Annotated in this window: 15 protein-coding genes; 10 read left to right on the plus strand and 5 right to left on the minus strand. The window is 70.8% G+C overall.

What is annotated here, in order from left to right; genetic code table 11:
• Positions 1-87: 87 nt before the first annotated feature.
• Entirely contained in the window at positions 88-789 is a 702-nt protein-coding gene (locus tag ACZ3ZE_RS10190) for a DUF6230 family protein (protein ID WP_467258340.1), read from the minus strand.
• A 139-nt stretch (positions 790-928) separates the two neighbouring features.
• Here ACZ3ZE_RS10190 and ACZ3ZE_RS10195 point away from each other — a divergent pair, with 139 nt between their 5' ends.
• Positions 929-1531 (plus strand): TetR/AcrR family transcriptional regulator, encoded by a 603-nt coding sequence (locus tag ACZ3ZE_RS10195; RefSeq protein ID WP_361622772.1) that lies wholly within the window; start codon positions 929-931, stop codon positions 1529-1531.
• 19 nt (positions 1532-1550) lie between these two features.
• On the opposite strand, the gene lepB is transcribed toward ACZ3ZE_RS10195, so the two are convergent.
• Both lepB and ACZ3ZE_RS10205 read right to left on the minus strand, forming a co-directional pair.
• The gene (gene lepB, locus ACZ3ZE_RS10200; protein WP_467258343.1) at positions 1551-2201 is read right to left on the minus strand and encodes a signal peptidase I; all 651 of its coding nucleotides are present in this window, start codon (positions 2199-2201) and stop codon (positions 1551-1553) included.
• Between the two features lie 100 nt (positions 2202-2301).
• The gene (locus ACZ3ZE_RS10205; RefSeq protein WP_467258346.1) at positions 2302-2910 is read right to left on the minus strand and encodes a HEAT repeat domain-containing protein; all 609 of its coding nucleotides are present in this window, start codon (positions 2908-2910) and stop codon (positions 2302-2304) included.
• Positions 2911-3214: 304 nt separating this feature from the next.
• Here ACZ3ZE_RS10205 and ACZ3ZE_RS10210 point away from each other — a divergent pair, with 304 nt between their 5' ends.
• The 9 genes from ACZ3ZE_RS10210 to pssA all read left to right on the plus strand — a co-directional run bounded on the left by ACZ3ZE_RS10210 (position 3215) and on the right by pssA (position 14166).
• On the plus strand, positions 3215-4996 hold the full coding sequence (locus ACZ3ZE_RS10210) for a 3-hydroxyacyl-CoA dehydrogenase family protein (protein ID WP_361622781.1): 1782 nt from the start codon (positions 3215-3217) through the stop codon (positions 4994-4996).
• Positions 4997-5120: 124 nt separating this feature from the next.
• Complete coding sequence (locus ACZ3ZE_RS10215; RefSeq protein ID WP_467258349.1) at positions 5121-5960, plus strand: TetR family transcriptional regulator; 840 nt, start codon at positions 5121-5123, stop codon at positions 5958-5960.
• Between the two features lie 407 nt (positions 5961-6367).
• Entirely contained in the window at positions 6368-7705 is a 1338-nt protein-coding gene (ccrA, locus tag ACZ3ZE_RS10220; RefSeq protein WP_361174679.1) for a crotonyl-CoA carboxylase/reductase, read from the plus strand.
• A gap of 14 nt (positions 7706-7719) precedes the next feature.
• Positions 7720-9780 (plus strand): protein meaA, encoded by a 2061-nt coding sequence (locus ACZ3ZE_RS10225; protein WP_361174682.1) that lies wholly within the window; start codon positions 7720-7722, stop codon positions 9778-9780.
• Entirely contained in the window at positions 9777-10745 is a 969-nt protein-coding gene (locus ACZ3ZE_RS10230) for an HpcH/HpaI aldolase/citrate lyase family protein (protein ID WP_046910700.1), read from the plus strand. Before ACZ3ZE_RS10225 ends, ACZ3ZE_RS10230 begins: the two co-directional genes overlap by 4 nt.
• Positions 10746-10750: 5 nt before the next feature.
• Complete coding sequence (locus ACZ3ZE_RS10235) at positions 10751-11263, plus strand: MaoC family dehydratase (protein ID WP_361174685.1); 513 nt, start codon at positions 10751-10753, stop codon at positions 11261-11263.
• A 2-nt stretch (positions 11264-11265) separates the two neighbouring features.
• Positions 11266-12471, plus strand: a complete 1206-nt coding sequence (locus tag ACZ3ZE_RS10240) for an acyl-CoA dehydrogenase family protein (protein ID WP_046910698.1) — start codon at positions 11266-11268, stop codon at positions 12469-12471.
• A gap of 170 nt (positions 12472-12641) precedes the next feature.
• The gene (locus ACZ3ZE_RS10245; RefSeq protein WP_361174689.1) at positions 12642-13298 is read left to right on the plus strand and encodes a phosphatidylserine decarboxylase; all 657 of its coding nucleotides are present in this window, start codon (positions 12642-12644) and stop codon (positions 13296-13298) included.
• A complete protein-coding gene (gene pssA, locus ACZ3ZE_RS10250) occupies positions 13291-14166 on the plus strand; it encodes a CDP-diacylglycerol--serine O-phosphatidyltransferase (RefSeq protein ID WP_361175004.1) in 876 nt (291 codons plus the stop codon). The genes ACZ3ZE_RS10245 and pssA overlap by 8 nt, the downstream gene beginning before the upstream one ends.
• An 89-nt stretch (positions 14167-14255) precedes the next feature.
• Here the strand turns inward: pssA and ACZ3ZE_RS10255 are convergent, their stop codons facing one another.
• Positions 14256-14777 carry a GNAT family N-acetyltransferase gene (locus tag ACZ3ZE_RS10255; RefSeq protein WP_361174692.1) on the minus strand — a complete coding sequence of 174 codons (522 nt, stop codon included), beginning with the start codon at positions 14775-14777 and terminating at the stop codon, positions 14256-14258.
• A 144-nt stretch (positions 14778-14921) separates the two neighbouring features.
• Positions 14922-16073, minus strand: a complete 1152-nt coding sequence (locus ACZ3ZE_RS10260; protein WP_361174695.1) for a glycerate kinase — start codon at positions 16071-16073, stop codon at positions 14922-14924.
• Positions 16074-16080: the final 7 nt, after the last annotated feature.

Here is a 16080-nt window from a genome sequence, read left to right on the forward strand (position 1 = left end):
GCGTGGCCCGCAGGGTGGTCCGGGGCGCCGCGTCCCGTGCGGCGTCCCGGACCGGTGGGGCGGGTCGTGCGGTGCGGGGCGCCCCGGTCAGCAGCTGGTGGTGCCGTGGGCGATGCCGATGGTGAGGTCCGGCAGGGTGATCGCGCCCGCGATGGTCGCGCCGTTCGCGTCGGCCTTGAGGCCCTCGATCGTGGTGCGGCCGCCGGTGGCGTCGAGGCCGAACTGGCCCGGGGCGCCGTCGTTGATGCCGCTGCTCTTGATGCCGCTGCCGTCGGCGGCGGCACCGATCACGTTGGGCGTGGTGTCGCTGGCCGTGAGGGTGGCCTTGGAGGTCTTGAGGGCCTGGGCGTCGAGGATCAGTTTGCGCGCCTGGAGGCCCTCGCCCCCGGCGAGCTGGTCGGGGGTGAGCGGGGTCGCCGCGGCGGGCGAGGAGATGTTCAGCGACCAGGTGCCGAGGCTGCCGATGACCGGCAGGTTGACGGCCTGGGTGGCGTGGACGCAGAGCCCGTCCAGGCCGGCCTGGGCGATGCCGACCTCGGCGGCGCCCTTGGCCCCGCCCGCGTCGATGGTGTGCATGACGGCGCCGATGCCCGTGGGCGCGGCGACCGTGCGGGAGCTGAGGGTGAAGGGGACGCTGGTCAGCGAGAGGTTCGCGGCGAGCGCGCCCTGCACCATCGCGGTGGCCATCCCGGCGACGGCCGCGGTGGCCGGCAGCGCCAGGAACACGGACCTGCGCCAGCGGGTGACGCCGCGCGGCTCGGGGGCCGTCCGTCTCGTCTCTTCGGTCATGTGCTTTCTCCAACTGGCGTGTGAGGGAGCGGAGTCAGGACAGCGCGTGGCCACTCGTCCGAGAATTGGACACTATGAGAGAAGGTGTCAACAGTTTGGACAGTCTCGCCCTAAAATCCTGCTGGACTAGGCTGGGTCGATGGCCAGGTTCAGGGAGACGGTGCGCACGCTGCTGCGCGAGCGCCTTTTGGATGCCGCGTACGAACTCGTCACGGAACGCGGCTTCGAGAAGCTGCGCATGGCGCACGTCGCCGCCGCCGTGGGCGTGAGCCGGCAGACGCTGTACTCGGAGTTCCCCTCCAAGGAGGCGGTCGGCGAGGCGCTGCTCCAACGCGAGCTGGAACGCTGCCTGGTCGGCGTCCAGGCAGCCCTCGACGAGCACCGTGACGACCTGCGGGAGGCCGTGTCGGCCGCCGTCTGCTTCACGCTGACGCTCGCCGCCCGCAACCCCCTGGTGAAGGCGACGCTCACCAGTACCGGCGACGACGGACTGCTCCCCTTCCTGACCACCCGCGCCACGTCGGCCTTCGCCACGGCGACGGCGATGACCGACGCCTATGTGGCCGAGGCCTGGCCCGCCGTCGACCCGGTCGCGCGGGATCTGGCGGTCGACGCGGCCGTGCGCCTGACCACCAGCCACATGGTCCAGGCCACGGGCTCCCCCGAGGAGTCGGCCCACCGCATCGCGGACACCTTCCTGCGGATCGCGCTCAGCAGGGGGGACACACCCCCCGCCCCCTAGGGAGGCATCCCCTCCCCCCTCAAGGAATCGGCCCCCGGTCCACCTCCAGGACCGGCCGTCCGCCCAGCTCCGACGAGGTCGGCAAGGGGCTGCCACTGAGCCCCACCCGGCCCTCGACGCGCGTGATCTCGCCCCAGCCGTAGCTCCGGGAGTCGTCGGAGAGATCGGGGTTGTCCCCCAGATAGAAGAAGGACCCGGCCGGGACGGTCCGCAGCGCGGGCCGGGCCGAGCGGATGCCCTCCGATGTGCAGCAGTTGCCGGTCCGCCGCGCCCGGTCCGTCCACTGAGGGGCCGTCACCCGGCGTACGGGGCCGGTGCCGTGCTCCTGGAGCAGGACCCGGAAGGGCTCGTCGGCGGTGGACACGATCGCGATCCGGTCACCCGGCACCGCGATGACCCGCTTCACGAGCAGGGCGTCCTGGTGGCGTGAGCGGAGCAGCACCACGTCGAACCGGCGCACCTCGCCCGCCGAGCCGGGCACAGGGAGGAGCCGGTCGCCGTCCTGGAGGGTGGGCGTCATGCTCACCCCGTCGACCCGGACGCTCAGCGCCGTCACGGCGACGCCCGCGAGCAGCGCGAGCACGGCCAGGGCGCCGAGGCCGGCCGCCGCCACCCGGGGGAGCCCGCGGGACCGGGGGACCGACGGGTCGGTCGGACTCACAGAGGGCATGACACGCCTCCGTTGACAGAAGCATGGAGAGTGGATGGCATCCGACACTCTAGCGAAAACTGTCAAGGCCGACAGCCCTGTCGGTCAGGTCGAGCAGCCCCTACCCCTCCAACCGCCCCAGCGCCTCCCGCGCCGCTCCCCCGAGCCGCGGGTGCGGCAGCGCCGCCTCCAGGACCCCGCGGGCGCGCGCGTCGGCGAGTGAGCCGAGGCCCTCCACGCACGCGAGGCCGACCCGCCAGTGCGGGTCGCCGGCGGCCAGCCGTCGCTCCAGGACCTCGACCAGTGCGGGCACGCTCTCCGGGGCGCGCAGTGCGGCGAGCAGCCGGACCGGCAACAGGGCGTAGGCGACCCGCAGTTCGTTGGTGGCGAGCGCGGCGGCGGCGCGCGCCGTGCGCGGGTCGCCGAGCCGGGTCAGGGCGTAGGCGGCGGAGACGCAGCGCTCGGCGTCGCGGTGGTTGAGGAGGAGGACCAGCGCCTCGAAGGCCCGGGGGTCGCCGGCGAGGCCGAGCCGGAAGGCGGCGATCTCGCGGGCCCACAGCGGCTGCCCGGGGGCGGTGAGGGCCTCGTGCAGTTCCTCCGCCCCGAGCGGCCCGGCGAGTTCCTCGAATGCGGCGGGGAGGGAGCCTTCCGCATTCTCGACCTCTTCCCTCAATCGATCGATCATCGAGCAGAATTCGGGATCCTCGGCGCTGTTCATGAATCGGGCCATGAATCGGAGCCTATCCGCGATCCAGATCACATCTTCCTCAACTTCCCGGGACTGGCGCGCTCGTTACCGGCCGGTTAGTCTCAGGTGAGCGGGTCACCCCCCGCACTTCTCCCTACGGCCTGGTGACGCAGCCGTAGTGAGCGCTTGTCGGTTCGGCAGTTTCGACGTGACTCCGGGACAGAGTCCGTCCCCTTCTTCTTTTCCGTGCGCCCTCGCGCGCCCTCCCCCGGCATTCCGCGTGCCTTTCCGCGCGGCTTTCGCCGCACTGCCTTCAGTCGTCACTCTTCCTCCCAGGAGTCCCCTGATGGACACCCCTCTCTCCACCATCGCCGTCGTCGGTCTCGGCACCATGGGCGCCGGCATCGCCGACGTCCTCGCCCGGGCCGGCCGCGAGGTCATCGGCATCGACATCAGCGAGAACGCAGCCGCCAAGGCCGTCGCCGCCCTGGAGGCCTCCACCGCCCGCGCGGTGGACCGCGGCCGCATCACCGAGGAGGAGCGGCAGGACGTCCTGGCCCGTTTCCGTACCTTCTCCGACCTCCAGGCGGCCGCCGAGGCCGACCTCGTCATCGAGGTCGTGCCCGAGTCGTACGAGACGAAGCAGGAGGTGTTCCGCGCCCTGGACGGCATCGTCCGGCCCGACACGATCCTCGCCACCGGCACCAACGCGCTCTCCGTCACCCGGCTGGCCGCCGACTCCGCCCACCCCGAGCGGGTCCTCGGGCTGCACTTCTTCACCCCGGTCCAGGCGATGAAGCTGGTCGAGGTGGTCTCCTCGGTGCTGACCTCCCCGCAGGCCGTCGACGCCGTGACCGTCCTCGCGCAGGAGCTCGGCAAGGAGCCCGTCGCGGTCGGCGACCGGCCCGGATTCGTCGCCGACGGCCTGCTCTTCGGCTACCTCAACCAGGCCGCCGCGATGTACGAGGCCAAGTACGCCTCCCGCGAGGACATCGACGCGGCCATGCGGCTCGGCTGCGGTCTGCCGATGGGCCCGCTGGCGCTGCTCGACCTGATCGGCGTCGACACCGCCCGTACCGTCCTGGAGGCGATGTACTCCTCCTCGCAGGACCGGCTGCACGCCCCCGCCCCGATCCTCAAGCAGCTCAGCGAGGCGGGCCTGACCGGCCGCAAGGCGGGCCGCGGCTTCTACACGTACGAGGCCCCGGGCTCCGCCGAGGTGGTGCGCGACGCGCTGACCCCGGCGGACGCCGTGGCCGCGGGCGAGAGCCGCGAGGTCCGCTCGGTGGGCGTCGCCGGCTCCGGCACCATGGCCTCCGGCATCGCCGAGGTCTTCGCCAAGGCCGGTTACGGGGTCGTCCTCGCGGCCCGCTCGCAGGAGAAGGCGGACACCGCGAAGGCCCGGATCGCCAAGTCCCTGGCCCGTTCCGTCGACAAGGGCCGGATGACGGGCGAGGCGCGCGACGAGACGCTGGCCCGGATCGTCGCGGCCGGCTCGCTGGACGCCTTCGCCGAGGTCGACCTGGCGGTCGAGGCGGTCGCCGAGAACCTGGAGATCAAGCAGGAGCTGTTCGCCCGCCTGGACAAGATCTGCAAGCCGGGCGCGGTGCTCGCCACCACGACCTCCTCGCTGCCGGTCGTCGCCTGCGCCCGGGCCACCTCGCGCCCGCAGGACGTCATCGGGATGCACTTCTTCAACCCGGCGCCGGCGATGAAGCTGGTCGAGATCGTCCGTACGGTCCTGACGGCCGACGACGTCCACGCCACCGTCCGCGAGGTCACCACGAAGATCCGCAAGCACCCGGTGGACTGCGGCGACCGGGCCGGGTTCATCGTGAACGCGCTGCTCTTCCCGTACCTGAACAACGCGGTCAAGATGGTCCAGGAGCACTACGCGACCCTGGACGACATCGACGCCGCGATGAAGCTGGGCGGCGGCTACCCGATGGGGCCCTTCGAGCTCCTCGACGTGGTCGGTCTGGACGTCTCGCTCGCCATCGAGCAGGTGCTGCACCGCGAGTTCCGCGACCCGGGTCTCGCTCCGGCGCCGCTCCTGGAGCACCTGGTGGCCGCGGGCTGCCTGGGCCGCAAGACCGGGCGCGGCTTCCGCGAATATGCCCGCCGCTGAGGCCCCCACCGAGGCGTACGGGCAGTGGGGAGGGCTGCTGAGCCCCTCCGGCACCACCGGTGCCGGGCCGGGCTCCCCTCCCCCACCTGGGCACACTGCCGCTCCGATGCAGTACGTTCGGGACATGTCCAAGGCCGCGAAGACACCCCGTGCCACGTCCACGCCCGACGCTCAGGAGAGCGCGGCGGGGACCCGAGCCGCCGCACAGCGGCTCAAGATGCGCCGGGAGCTCGCGACCGCGGCCATGGAGCTCTTCGCGACGAAGGGGTACGAGGCCACCACGGTCGACGAGATCGCCGCGGCGGCCGGGGTGGCCCGGCGGACCTTCTTCCGTCACTTCCGCTCCAAGGAAGAGGCGATCTTCCCGGACCACGACGACACCCTGGTGCGCGCCGAGGCGGTCCTGAACGCGGCCCCGCCGCACGAGCACCCGCTCGACACGGTGTGCCGGGGCATCAAGGAAGTCATGAAGATGTACGCCGGCTCGCCCGCGGTCTCCGTGGAGCGCTACCGACTCACCCGCGAGGTGCCGACGCTGCGGGAGCGCGAGATCGCCTCCGTGGCCCGGTACGAGCGCCTGTTCACGCGCTATCTGCTCGGGCACTTCGACGAGCGCGACCACCACGAGGGCAACGACGACCCGCTGCTCGCCGAGGTGGCGGCCTCCGCGGTGGTCACCGCCCACAACCACGTGCTGCGGCGCTGGCTGCGGGCGGGCGGCCAGGGCGACGTGGAGACGCAGCTCGACCACGCCTTCGCGATCGTGCGGGAGACCTTCGGCACGGGCATAGGCGCGGGCCGGCCGACGACGCCCGCAGGGACGCCGGCGGCCGCCTCGGCCGCCGAGCAGGCGCCGTCCGCGACCGTCTCGGCGGCGGGTGACGTGGTCATCGCCGTCGCCCGGACGGACGCACCGCTCGACGAGGTCATGCGGACGATCCAGAAGGCTCTCCAGCAGGGCTGAGCGCCTCCGCACCTCTCTCAGACATGGGCCGTTCCCGGTTTTCCGGGGGCGGCCCATGTCACGTTTGCGCAGCTCAGCCCGCTTTTCGATCGATCATCGCTCATCCGTGACCACCAGATTGCATCTGAGTGAAATTGTTGGCACGCAGTGCCTTGTCACGTGACACGGCGTGCCATACGTTGAGGGTGTCCGGGCGGTCGGCACGCAGCGAATCTCCTCGCGCGCCGGCTGTCCCCACGAGCGATCCCTGCCCGTGCGCCCGGACGCCTGCGTCACAGGCACCCCTCGCGCCCACCCGGCGCCGCCACCGCACCACCCAGCCGAACCGACGGCACACCTCCACAGCACCAACCCCGACGAAACCCTCAGCGCGTCCCCCTCAGACGCCGCACCGCCGGAGGCATCCCGTGAAGGACATCCTGGACGCGATCCAGTCGCCCGACTCCACCTCGGCCGACTTCGCCCACATCAAGCTCCCCGAGTCGTACCGCGCCGTGACCGTCCACAAGGACGAGGCCGACATGTTCGCCGGGCTCGCCAGCCGCGACAAGGACCCGCGCAAGTCGCTGCACCTCGACGACGTGGCCCTGCCCGAGCTCGGCCCGGGCGAGGCCCTGGTCGCCGTCATGGCCAGCTCGGTCAACTACAACTCGGTGTGGACCTCGATCTTCGAGCCCGTCTCGACCTTCGGCTTCCTGGAGCGCTACGGCCGCCTGTCGGAGCTCAGCAAGCGCCACGACCTGCCGTACCACGTCATCGGCTCCGACCTCGCGGGCGTCGTCCTGCGCACCGGCCCGGGCGTCAACTCCTGGAAGCCGGGCGACGAGGTCGTCGCGCACTGCCTGAGCGTCGAGCTGGAGTCCTCGGACGGCCACAACGACACGATGCTCGACCCCGAGCAGCGCATCTGGGGCTTCGAGACCAACTTCGGCGGGCTCGCCGAGATCGCCCTGGTCAAGTCGAACCAGCTGATGCCGAAGCCGGACCACCTCAGTTGGGAGGAGGCCGCCTCCCCCGGCCTGGTCAACTCCACCGCGTACCGCCAGCTGGTCTCCCGCAACGGCGCCGGCATGAAGCAGGGCGACAACGTCCTCATCTGGGGCGCGAGCGGCGGCCTCGGCTCGTACGCCACCCAGTTCGCGCTGGCCGGTGGCGCCAACCCGATCTGTGTCGTCTCCTCCCCCGAGAAGGCCGACATCTGCCGGTCCATGGGCGCGGACGCGGTCATCGACCGCAACGCCGAGGGCTACAAGTTCTGGAAGGACGAGCACACCCAGGACCCGCGGGAGTGGAAGCGCTTCGGCTCGAAGATCCGTGAGCTCACCGGCGGCGAGGACATCGACATCGTCTTCGAGCACCCGGGCCGCGAGACCTTCGGCGCCAGCGTCTACGTCACCCGCAAGGGCGGCACCATCACCACCTGCGCCTCGACCTCGGGCTACATGCACCAGTACGACAACCGCTACCTGTGGATGTCGCTGAAGCGGATCATCGGCTCGCACTTCGCCAACTACCGCGAGGCGTGGGAGGCCAACCGCCTGATCGCCAAGGGCAAGATCCACCCCACCCTCTCCAAGGTCTACTCCCTGGCGGACACCGGCCAGGCCGCGTACGACGTGCACCGCAACCTGCACCAGGGCAAGGTCGGCGTCCTCGCCCTCGCCCCGGAGGAGGGCCTCGGCGTCCGCGACCCGGAGATGCGCGCCAAGCACATCGACGCCATCAACCGCTTCCGTAACATCTGACCCCGGGACCACAGATGACAGAGCGTCAGAAGGACCGGCCGTGGCTCATGCGGACCTACGCCGGCCACTCGACCGCCGAGGCGTCGAACGAGCTCTACCGGCGGAACCTCGCCAAGGGCCAGACCGGCCTCTCGGTCGCGTTCGACCTGCCCACCCAGACCGGCTACGACCCCGACCACGTCCTCGCCCGCGGCGAGGTCGGCCGGGTCGGGGTGCCCGTCTCGCACCTCGGTGACATGCGGCGGCTGTTCCAGGACATCCCCCTGGAGCAGATGAACACCTCGATGACCATCAACGCCACCGCGATGTGGCTGCTGGCGCTCTACCAGGTGGTGGCCGAGGAGCAGGGCGCGGACATCACCAAGCTCCAGGGCACCACCCAGAACGACATCGTGAAGGAGTACCTCTCGCGCGGGACGCACGTCTTCCCGCCCGGGCCCTCGCTCCGCCTCACGACGGACATGATCGCGTACACGGTCAACCACATCCCGAAGTGGAACCCGATCAACATCTGCAGCTACCACCTGCAGGAGGCGGGAGCCACTCCGGTCCAGGAGATCGCGTACGCGATGTCCACGGCCATCGCCGTCCTCGACGCCGTCCGCGACTCCGGGCAGGTGCCCGAGGAGCGGTTCGGCGAGGTCGTCGCCCGGATCTCCTTCTTCGTCAACGCCGGGGTCCGCTTCGTCGAGGAGATGTGCAAGATGCGCGCCTTCGGGCGCATCTGGGACACCGTCACCCGCGAGCGGTACGGCATCGAGGACGCCAAGCAGCGCCGCTTCCGCTACGGCGTGCAGGTCAACTCGCTGGGCCTGACCGAGGCCCAGCCGGAGAACAACGTCCAGCGGATCGTCCTGGAGATGCTGGCCGTCACCCTCTCCAAGGACGCCCGCGCCCGCGCCGTGCAGCTGCCCGCCTGGAACGAGGCGCTCGGCCTGCCGCGCCCCTGGGACCAGCAGTGGTCGCTGCGCATCCAGCAGGTCCTCGCCCACGAGTCCGACCTGCTGGAGTACGAGGACATCTTCGCCGGCTCGCACGTCATCGAGGCCAAGGTGGACTCCCTCGTCGCCGAGTGCCTGGCCGAGATCGAGCGGATCCAGGAGATGGGCGGCGCCATGGCCGCCGTCGAGTCCGGCTACCTCAAGGCGCAGCTGGTCTCCTCGCACGCCGAGCGGCGCGCCCGCATCGAGTCCGGCGAGGACAAGATCATCGGCGTCAACATCTTCGAGACGACCGAGCCCAACCCGCTCACCGCCGACCTGGACACCGCGATCCAGACGGTCGACCCGGCCGTCGAGGCCCAGGTGGTCTCCGCCGTCGGCCGCTGGCGCGCCGAGCGCCAGGAGTCCACGGACCGGCAGGGCAACGGCGACCCCTTCGTCTTCCCCACCACCCAGCAGGCCCTGGACCAGCTCAAGGAAGCCGCGAAGGGCACCGGGAACCTGATGGAGGCCACCCTGGAGTGCGCCAGGGCCGGCGTCACCACCGGCGAGTGGTCCGGGGCGCTGCGCGAGGTCTTCGGCGAGTTCCGCGCCCCCACCGGCGTCTCCTCCGCCCCCGTGGCCGTCCCGGCCGAGCCGGGCTCCCCGATGGCCGAGGTGCGCCGCAAGGTGGACCGTACGGCCGAGGACATGGGCGTCGGAAAGCTGCGCTTCCTGGTCGGCAAGCCGGGCCTCGACGGGCACTCCAACGGCGCCGAGCAGATCGCCGTACGGGCCCGCGACGCCGGGTTCGAGGTGGTCTACCAGGGCATCCGGCTGACCCCGGAGCAGATCGTGGACGCGGCCCTGGAGGAGGATGTGCACGCCGTCGGCCTGTCGATCCTCTCCGGCTCCCACGCCCAGCTCGTGCCGGACGTGCTGGACCGCCTCAGGGTGGCCGGCGCGGCCGACATCCCGGTGGTCGTCGGCGGGATCATCCCGAACGCCGACGCCGAGGAGCTCAAGGCCGCCGGCGTGGCCGCGGTCTTCACACCGAAGGACTTCGGCATCACCGGGATCATCGGCCGTATCGTCGACGAGATCCGCAAAGCGAACCAGCTCAGCCCCCTTGAAAGTACGGAGGTCCCCGCATGACCAGCACGCCCGTGAACCGGCTGCGCCCCCGCCGCTCCTGCCTCGCGGTCCCCGGTTCCAACCCGCGCTTCCTGGAGAAGGCCCAGGGCCTCGCCGCCGACCAGGTCTTCCTGGACCTGGAGGACGCGTGCGCGCCGCTGGCCAAGCCGGAGGCCCGGCACACCATCGTGAAGTTCCTGAACGAGGGCGACTGGACCGGCAAGACCCGTGTGGTCCGCGTCAACGACTGGACCACCCACTGGACGTACCGTGACGTCGTCACCGTCGTCGAGGGCGCCGGCCAGAACCTCGACTGCATCATGCTGCCGAAGGTCCAGAACGCCGAGCAGATCGTCGCGCTCGACCTGCTGCTCACCCAGATCGAGAAGACCATGGGCTTCGAGGTCGGCAAGATCGGCATCGAGGCGCAGATCGAGAACGCCCAGGGCCTCACCCAGGTCAACGCGATCGCCCAGGCCTCGCAGCGCGTGGAGACCATCATCTTCGGCCCGGCCGACTTCATGGCCTCCATCAACATGAAGTCCCTGGTCGTCGGCGAGCAGCCGCCCGGCTACCCGGCGGACGCCTACCACCACATCCTGATGAGCATCCTGATGGCCGCCCGCGCCAACAACCTCCAGGCGATCGACGGCCCCTACCTGCAGATCCGCAACCAGGAGGGCTACCGCGCGGTCGCCCAGCGCGCCGCCGCCCTCGGCTTCGACGGCAAGTGGGTGCTGCACCCGGACCAGGTCGCCGCGGCGAACGAGATCTTCTCGCCCGCGCAGGAGGACTTCGACCACGCCGAGCTCATCCTCGACGCGTACGACTACTACACCTCCGAGGCCGGCGGGAAGAAGGGCTCGGCCATGCTCGGCGACGAGATGATCGACGAGGCCTCCCGCAAGATGGCCCTGGTCATCTCCGGCAAGGGCCGCGCCGCCGGCATGCAGCGCACCACCAAGTTCGAGATCCCGGAGGCCTGAGTTCCATGCAGTTCGGCCGCACCTACGAAGAGTTCGAGATCGGCGCCGTCTACAAGCACTGGCCCGGGAAGACGGTCACCGAATACGACGACCATCTTTTCTGTCTGCTGACGATGAACCACCATCCGCTGCACATGGACGTGAATTACGCGGAGAACACGACGGACTTCAAGCGGAACGTCGTCGTCGGCAACTACATCTACTCGCTGCTGCTCGGCATGTCCGTCCCGGACGTCTCGGGCAAGGCGATCGCCAACCTGGAGATCGAGTCGCTGCGCCACGTCGCGCCGACCTTCCACGGCGACACGATCTACGGCGAGACGACCGTCCTGGACAAGACGCCGTCGAAGTCGAAGAGCGACCGCGGCATCGTCCACGTCGAGACCAAGGGCTACAAGCAGGACGGCACCCTGGTGTGCGTCTTCCGCCGCAAGGTGATGGTCCCGACCGCCGAGTACATCGAAGCGCGCGGCGGCGAGCAGCCCGGCCGCCCCCAGCTGAAGGAACAGGGGAAGTAGTCATGGCGCGACTCGCCCAGACCCACGGTCTGACCGACGTCCAGCAGGAGATCCTCGCCACCGTCCGGGACTTCGTCGACAAGGAGATCATCCCGGTCGCCACGGAGCTGGAGCACCGTGACGAGTACCCCCAGCAGATCGTCGACGGGCTCAAGGAGCTCGGTGTCTTCGGTCTGATGATCCCCGAGGAGTACGGGGGCCTGGGTGAGTCGCTGCTCACCTACGCGCTGTGCGTGGAGGAGATCGCGCGTGGCTGGATGTCGGTCTCCGGCATCATCAACACCCACTTCATCGTGGCGTACATGCTGAAGCAGCACGGCACGCAGGAGCAGAAGGACTACTTCCTCCCGCGGATGGCGGCCGGCGAGACGCGGGGCGCGTTCTCGATGTCGGAGCCGGGCCTCGGCTCGGACGTGTCGGCCATCACCTCCAAGGCGGTCAGGGACGGCGACGAGTACGTCCTCAACGGCCAGAAGATGTGGCTGACGAACGGCGGCACGTCCACGCTGGTCGCCGTGCTCGTCCGAAGTGACGAAGGACACCCCGAGGGGACCGCCCCCCACAAGTCGATGACGACCTTCCTCGTCGAGAAGGAGCCGGGCTTCGGGGAGGTCCGTCCCGGACTCACCATTCCCGGCAAGATCGAGAAGATGGGTTACAAGGGCGTCGACACGACCGAACTCATCATGGACGGACTGCGCATTCCGGCCAATCGGGTCCTCGGCGGCGAGACCGGACGAGGGTTTTACCAAATGATGGACGGCGTGGAAGTCGGGCGCGTGAACGTGGCCGCCCGTGGTTGCGGTGTCGCGCAGCGTGCTTTCGAACTCGGCGTCCAGTATGCCCAGCAGCGTCACACTTTCGGTAAGCCGATCGCCCAGCACCAGGCGATTCAGTTCAAGCTGGCCGAGATGGCTACCAAGGTCGAGGCCGCCCATGCCATGATGGTGAACGCAGCACGCAAAAAGGACTCCGGGGAACGAAACGACCTCGAAGCGGGGATGGCGAAGTACCTCGCCTCCGAATACTGCAAGGAGGTCGTCGAGGATGCGTTCCGCATTCACGGTGGCTACGGCTTCTCTAAGGAGTACGAGATCGAGCGCCTCTACCGCGAGGCCCCGATGCTGCTCATCGGTGAAGGTACCGCCGAGATCCAGAAAATGATCATTGGCCGCCGCCTCCTGGAGGAGTACCGATTCCAGGGCTGATTGTCGCTTTTGGGTCGGTTCGGCCGCGAAGAAGATCACACCCTGTGTTCGTCTTCCGGCCGCCGACTCGGTTCCTGGCTTGCCCAGTTGCGCCCCGCAACCGATAGCATCGCCGGAAAGCCGCCGTCCCCCTGTTGCCAGCGCGGCATCATCCGCTACGAAGGTCATCCATGCCCCACAGCCAAACCTCTGCACCTCGCGACAGCCGCAAGGGCGTTCGCATCGCACGCGGAGCATCGCCGTGGCTTCTGCCGACCGTCGCCACCGCGGCGCTCAGCCTCGCGCGCTCGCGGAAGTCGAAGCGCGCCGCGGCCCTCGCCGTGCCGGCCACCGCTCTCGCGGCCGGCATGCTGTGGTTCTTCCGCGACCCCGAGCGCGAGATCGCGCAGGGTCGGGTCATCTCGCCCGCCGACGGCGTGGTGCAGAGCATCATGCCGTGGAAGGACGGGCGCACCCGCGTCGCCATCTTCATGAGCCCGCTGAACGTGCACGTCAACCGCGCGCCGCTGGCCGGCACGGTCACGTCCGTGGAGCACGTCCCCGGCGGCTTCGTGCCCGCGTTCAACAAGGAGAGCGAGAACAACGAGCGCGTTGTCTGGCACTTCGACACCGAACTCGGCGACATCGAGATGATCCAGATCGCGGGCGCCGTCGCCCGGCGCATCGTGCCGTACATCCCGCAGGGGACGAAGGTCGAGCAGGGTGACCGCATCGGTCTGATCCGCTTCGGGTCGCGCGTCGACATCTACCTTCCGGAGGGTGTCGAGGTCGCCGTCGAGGTCGGACAGACCACGACCGCGGGGGTGACTCGCATTGACCGTGATTGATCCCGACACACGGGCGGCCGACTGGGCCGCCGACGCGGAGACGGAGGCCGCCGACGAGGCCGAGGAGATGCCGCTGTCGCTGAGGCTGTCCATAGCGGACGCCCTCACGCTCGGTAACGCCACGTGCGGCTTCATGGCGGTGTACTTCACCACCACGGGCATCCTCATCCCGCACCTCACCGGCAGCAGCGAGACCGGCATGGCGCGCAACAGCGCCGCCACCGCCGTGATCCTGATGCTGGCCGCGGCGATCTTCGACCTCTTCGACGGCATCGTGGCCCGCAAGCTGCGCAGCTCGCCGATGGGTGCCGAGCTCGACAACCTGTCGGACCTGATCAGCTTCGGTCTCGCCCCGGCCTACTTCGTGCTCGTGTACGGCATGGTCGCGGACGACGCACAGCAGAAGGTCTCGGCGCTGGCCGCGATCGTGGTGCTGCTGGCCGTGGTGCTGAGACTCGCGCGGTTCTCCTGCGTGACGATGAAGGACGGCATGTTCCAGGGCATGCCGAGCCCCTTCGGCGCGCTGACCGTCGTGTCGATCATCCTGCTCGAGCTGCCGTTCATCCCGACGCTGCTCGCGATCATCGGGGTCGCCTGGCTGATGGTGAGCCGGGTCGAGTACCCGAAGCCGCGGGGCATCCTCGCGGTGGCGATGCTCAGCTGGATCGTCGGCGCGATGGCGATGCTGGCCGCGTGGGCGTTCGACGCACCGGGCGGAGCGTTCCTGCTCCAGACCGGCTGCGCACTGCAGGTGGTGCTGGGCGCCGTGATCCCCCTCTTCGCGACCGCCCGCCGCGTGAACACCTTCCGCGACAACCGGCGTGAGAGCCGGGAGGCGCGGCAGGCGCAGGCGGCGCAGCTCCCCTAGCGGAGACCGCAGGACATACGGAAGGGCCCCGGACGTGAGACCGTCCGGGGCCCTTCCGTCGTACGGGCCGGGGCTCGGCCGCCTCCAGGTCAGCCGAGCCGCTTGTAGAACAGGGTGGTGGCCCGCAGCGTGCCCCCGGGGTCGGCCGCGAAGTCCGGGACGACCCCGGCGGCGGTCCAGCCGGCCGCGCGGTAGAGCCGTTCGGCGGGGCTGCCGGTCTCGGTGTCGAGGACGAGCAGGGTGAGCCCGGTGGCCACGGCGTGGGCCTCGGCGGCGGCCAGCAGCCGGGGGCCGAGGCCACGGCCGCGGGCCCCGCTGTGCACGACCAGCTTGGCGATCTCTCCCCGGTGCCGCCCGTTGGCCTTGTCGTCCCGGACCAGGGTGACCGCCCCCAGCACTTCGCCCTCGGGGCCGTACGCCGCCCAGACCTCCCGGGTGGAGGCCGCGGCGGACCACCAGGCGGCGGCCTCCGCGGCGTCCAGGGGTGCCAGGAAGCCGATGGAGGCCCCTCCGGCCACCGCGTCCACGAGGAGGGCCGCGAGCCCGTCAGGGGCCCGCTGGAGCACTTCCTCGGGCGGGAGCAGCCGGATGGTGTCGTCGTGTGCGTGCATGGGGGCGAGCCTCACATGTGCGTGTTACGTGCACGTGTCCGGCGGCTCAGGGCGGGCGGGGCGCGGCCGTCAGGGCTGCAGCCGCCAGAGCCGGGCCGCGGCCCGGCCGTCGCGGCCCGGCCGTCGCGGCCCGGCCGTCGTGGCCTAGCCGAGGAAGTCCCGCGCGATGTTCGCCGCGACCCGCTCCAGGAGGGGGCCCGCGTTCGCCATGGACTTCGCGGGCTCGGGCTCCAGGTCGGTCAGCGGGTAGGCGCGCCGGATCCCGGCGGTGCCCAGGGCCTCGGGGGCCAGGGCGAGGCGCCCGCAGACCGCGACGACCTCCTTGCCGGCCGCGCGGGCCGCCGCGGCGACGCCCGCCGGGGCCTTGCCGTGCAGGGTCTGCTCGTCGAGGGAGCCCTCACCGGTGATGACGAGGGTCGCGCGCTCCAGGGCCGGGGCGAAGCCCAGCACCTCCAGCATCAGCTCGATGCCGGGCCGGAAGCTCGCGTCGAGGAGCAGCGCGCCGTAGCCGATGCCGCCGGCGCCGCCGGCGCCCGGGGAGGCGGCCAGCTCGGCGGCCTTGGGCCCGATGGCCTTCTCCAGGATCCGGGCGTAGTGCGCGAGGGCCGCGTCCAGGGTCGCCACGTCCTCGGGAGTGGCACCCTTCTGCGGGCCGTACACGGCGGCGCAGCCCTTCGGGCCGGTCAGCGGGTTGTCCACGTCGCTGGCGAGGACGAGGTCCACGGCGGCGAAGCGCGGGTCAACGCCCGACAGGTCGGCGGTGGCCAGGGCCGCGAGGGCGCCGCCGCCGGGGCCGACCGGGGCGCCGTCCGCGTCCAGGAAGACCGCGCCGAGCGCGGCGAGCATGCCGGCGCCGCCGTCGGTGGTGGCGCTGCCGCCCACGCCGAAGACGATCGAGGTGGCACCGGCGTCGAGGGCCGCGCGCAGCAGCTCGCCGGAGCCGTAGGTGGTGGCGGTGAGCGGCGCGAAGACGCCGGCCGGCAGGAGCTGGAGACCGGAGGCCTCCGCCATCTCCACCACCGCGGTGGTCCCGCGCAGCGCGAACGCCGCGGTGACGGGCTCGCCGAGCGGCCCGGTCACGGTGACCTCATGGCGCTCGAATCCGGCCGCGACCGCGGCGGCGACGGTGCCGTCGCCGCCGTCCGCGACGGGCAGTGTCTCCACTTCGAGCTCCGGGACGACCTGTCGCAGGCCGGCCGTGACCCGCTCGGCGACCTGTACGGCCGTGAGCGAACCCTTGAACTTGTCAGCCGCGACCAGTACGCGGGCGACCTCAGTTACTGCTCCGTCCGTCACCTTGCAT

This window comes from Streptomyces sp. NPDC023157, from assembly GCF_055560575.1.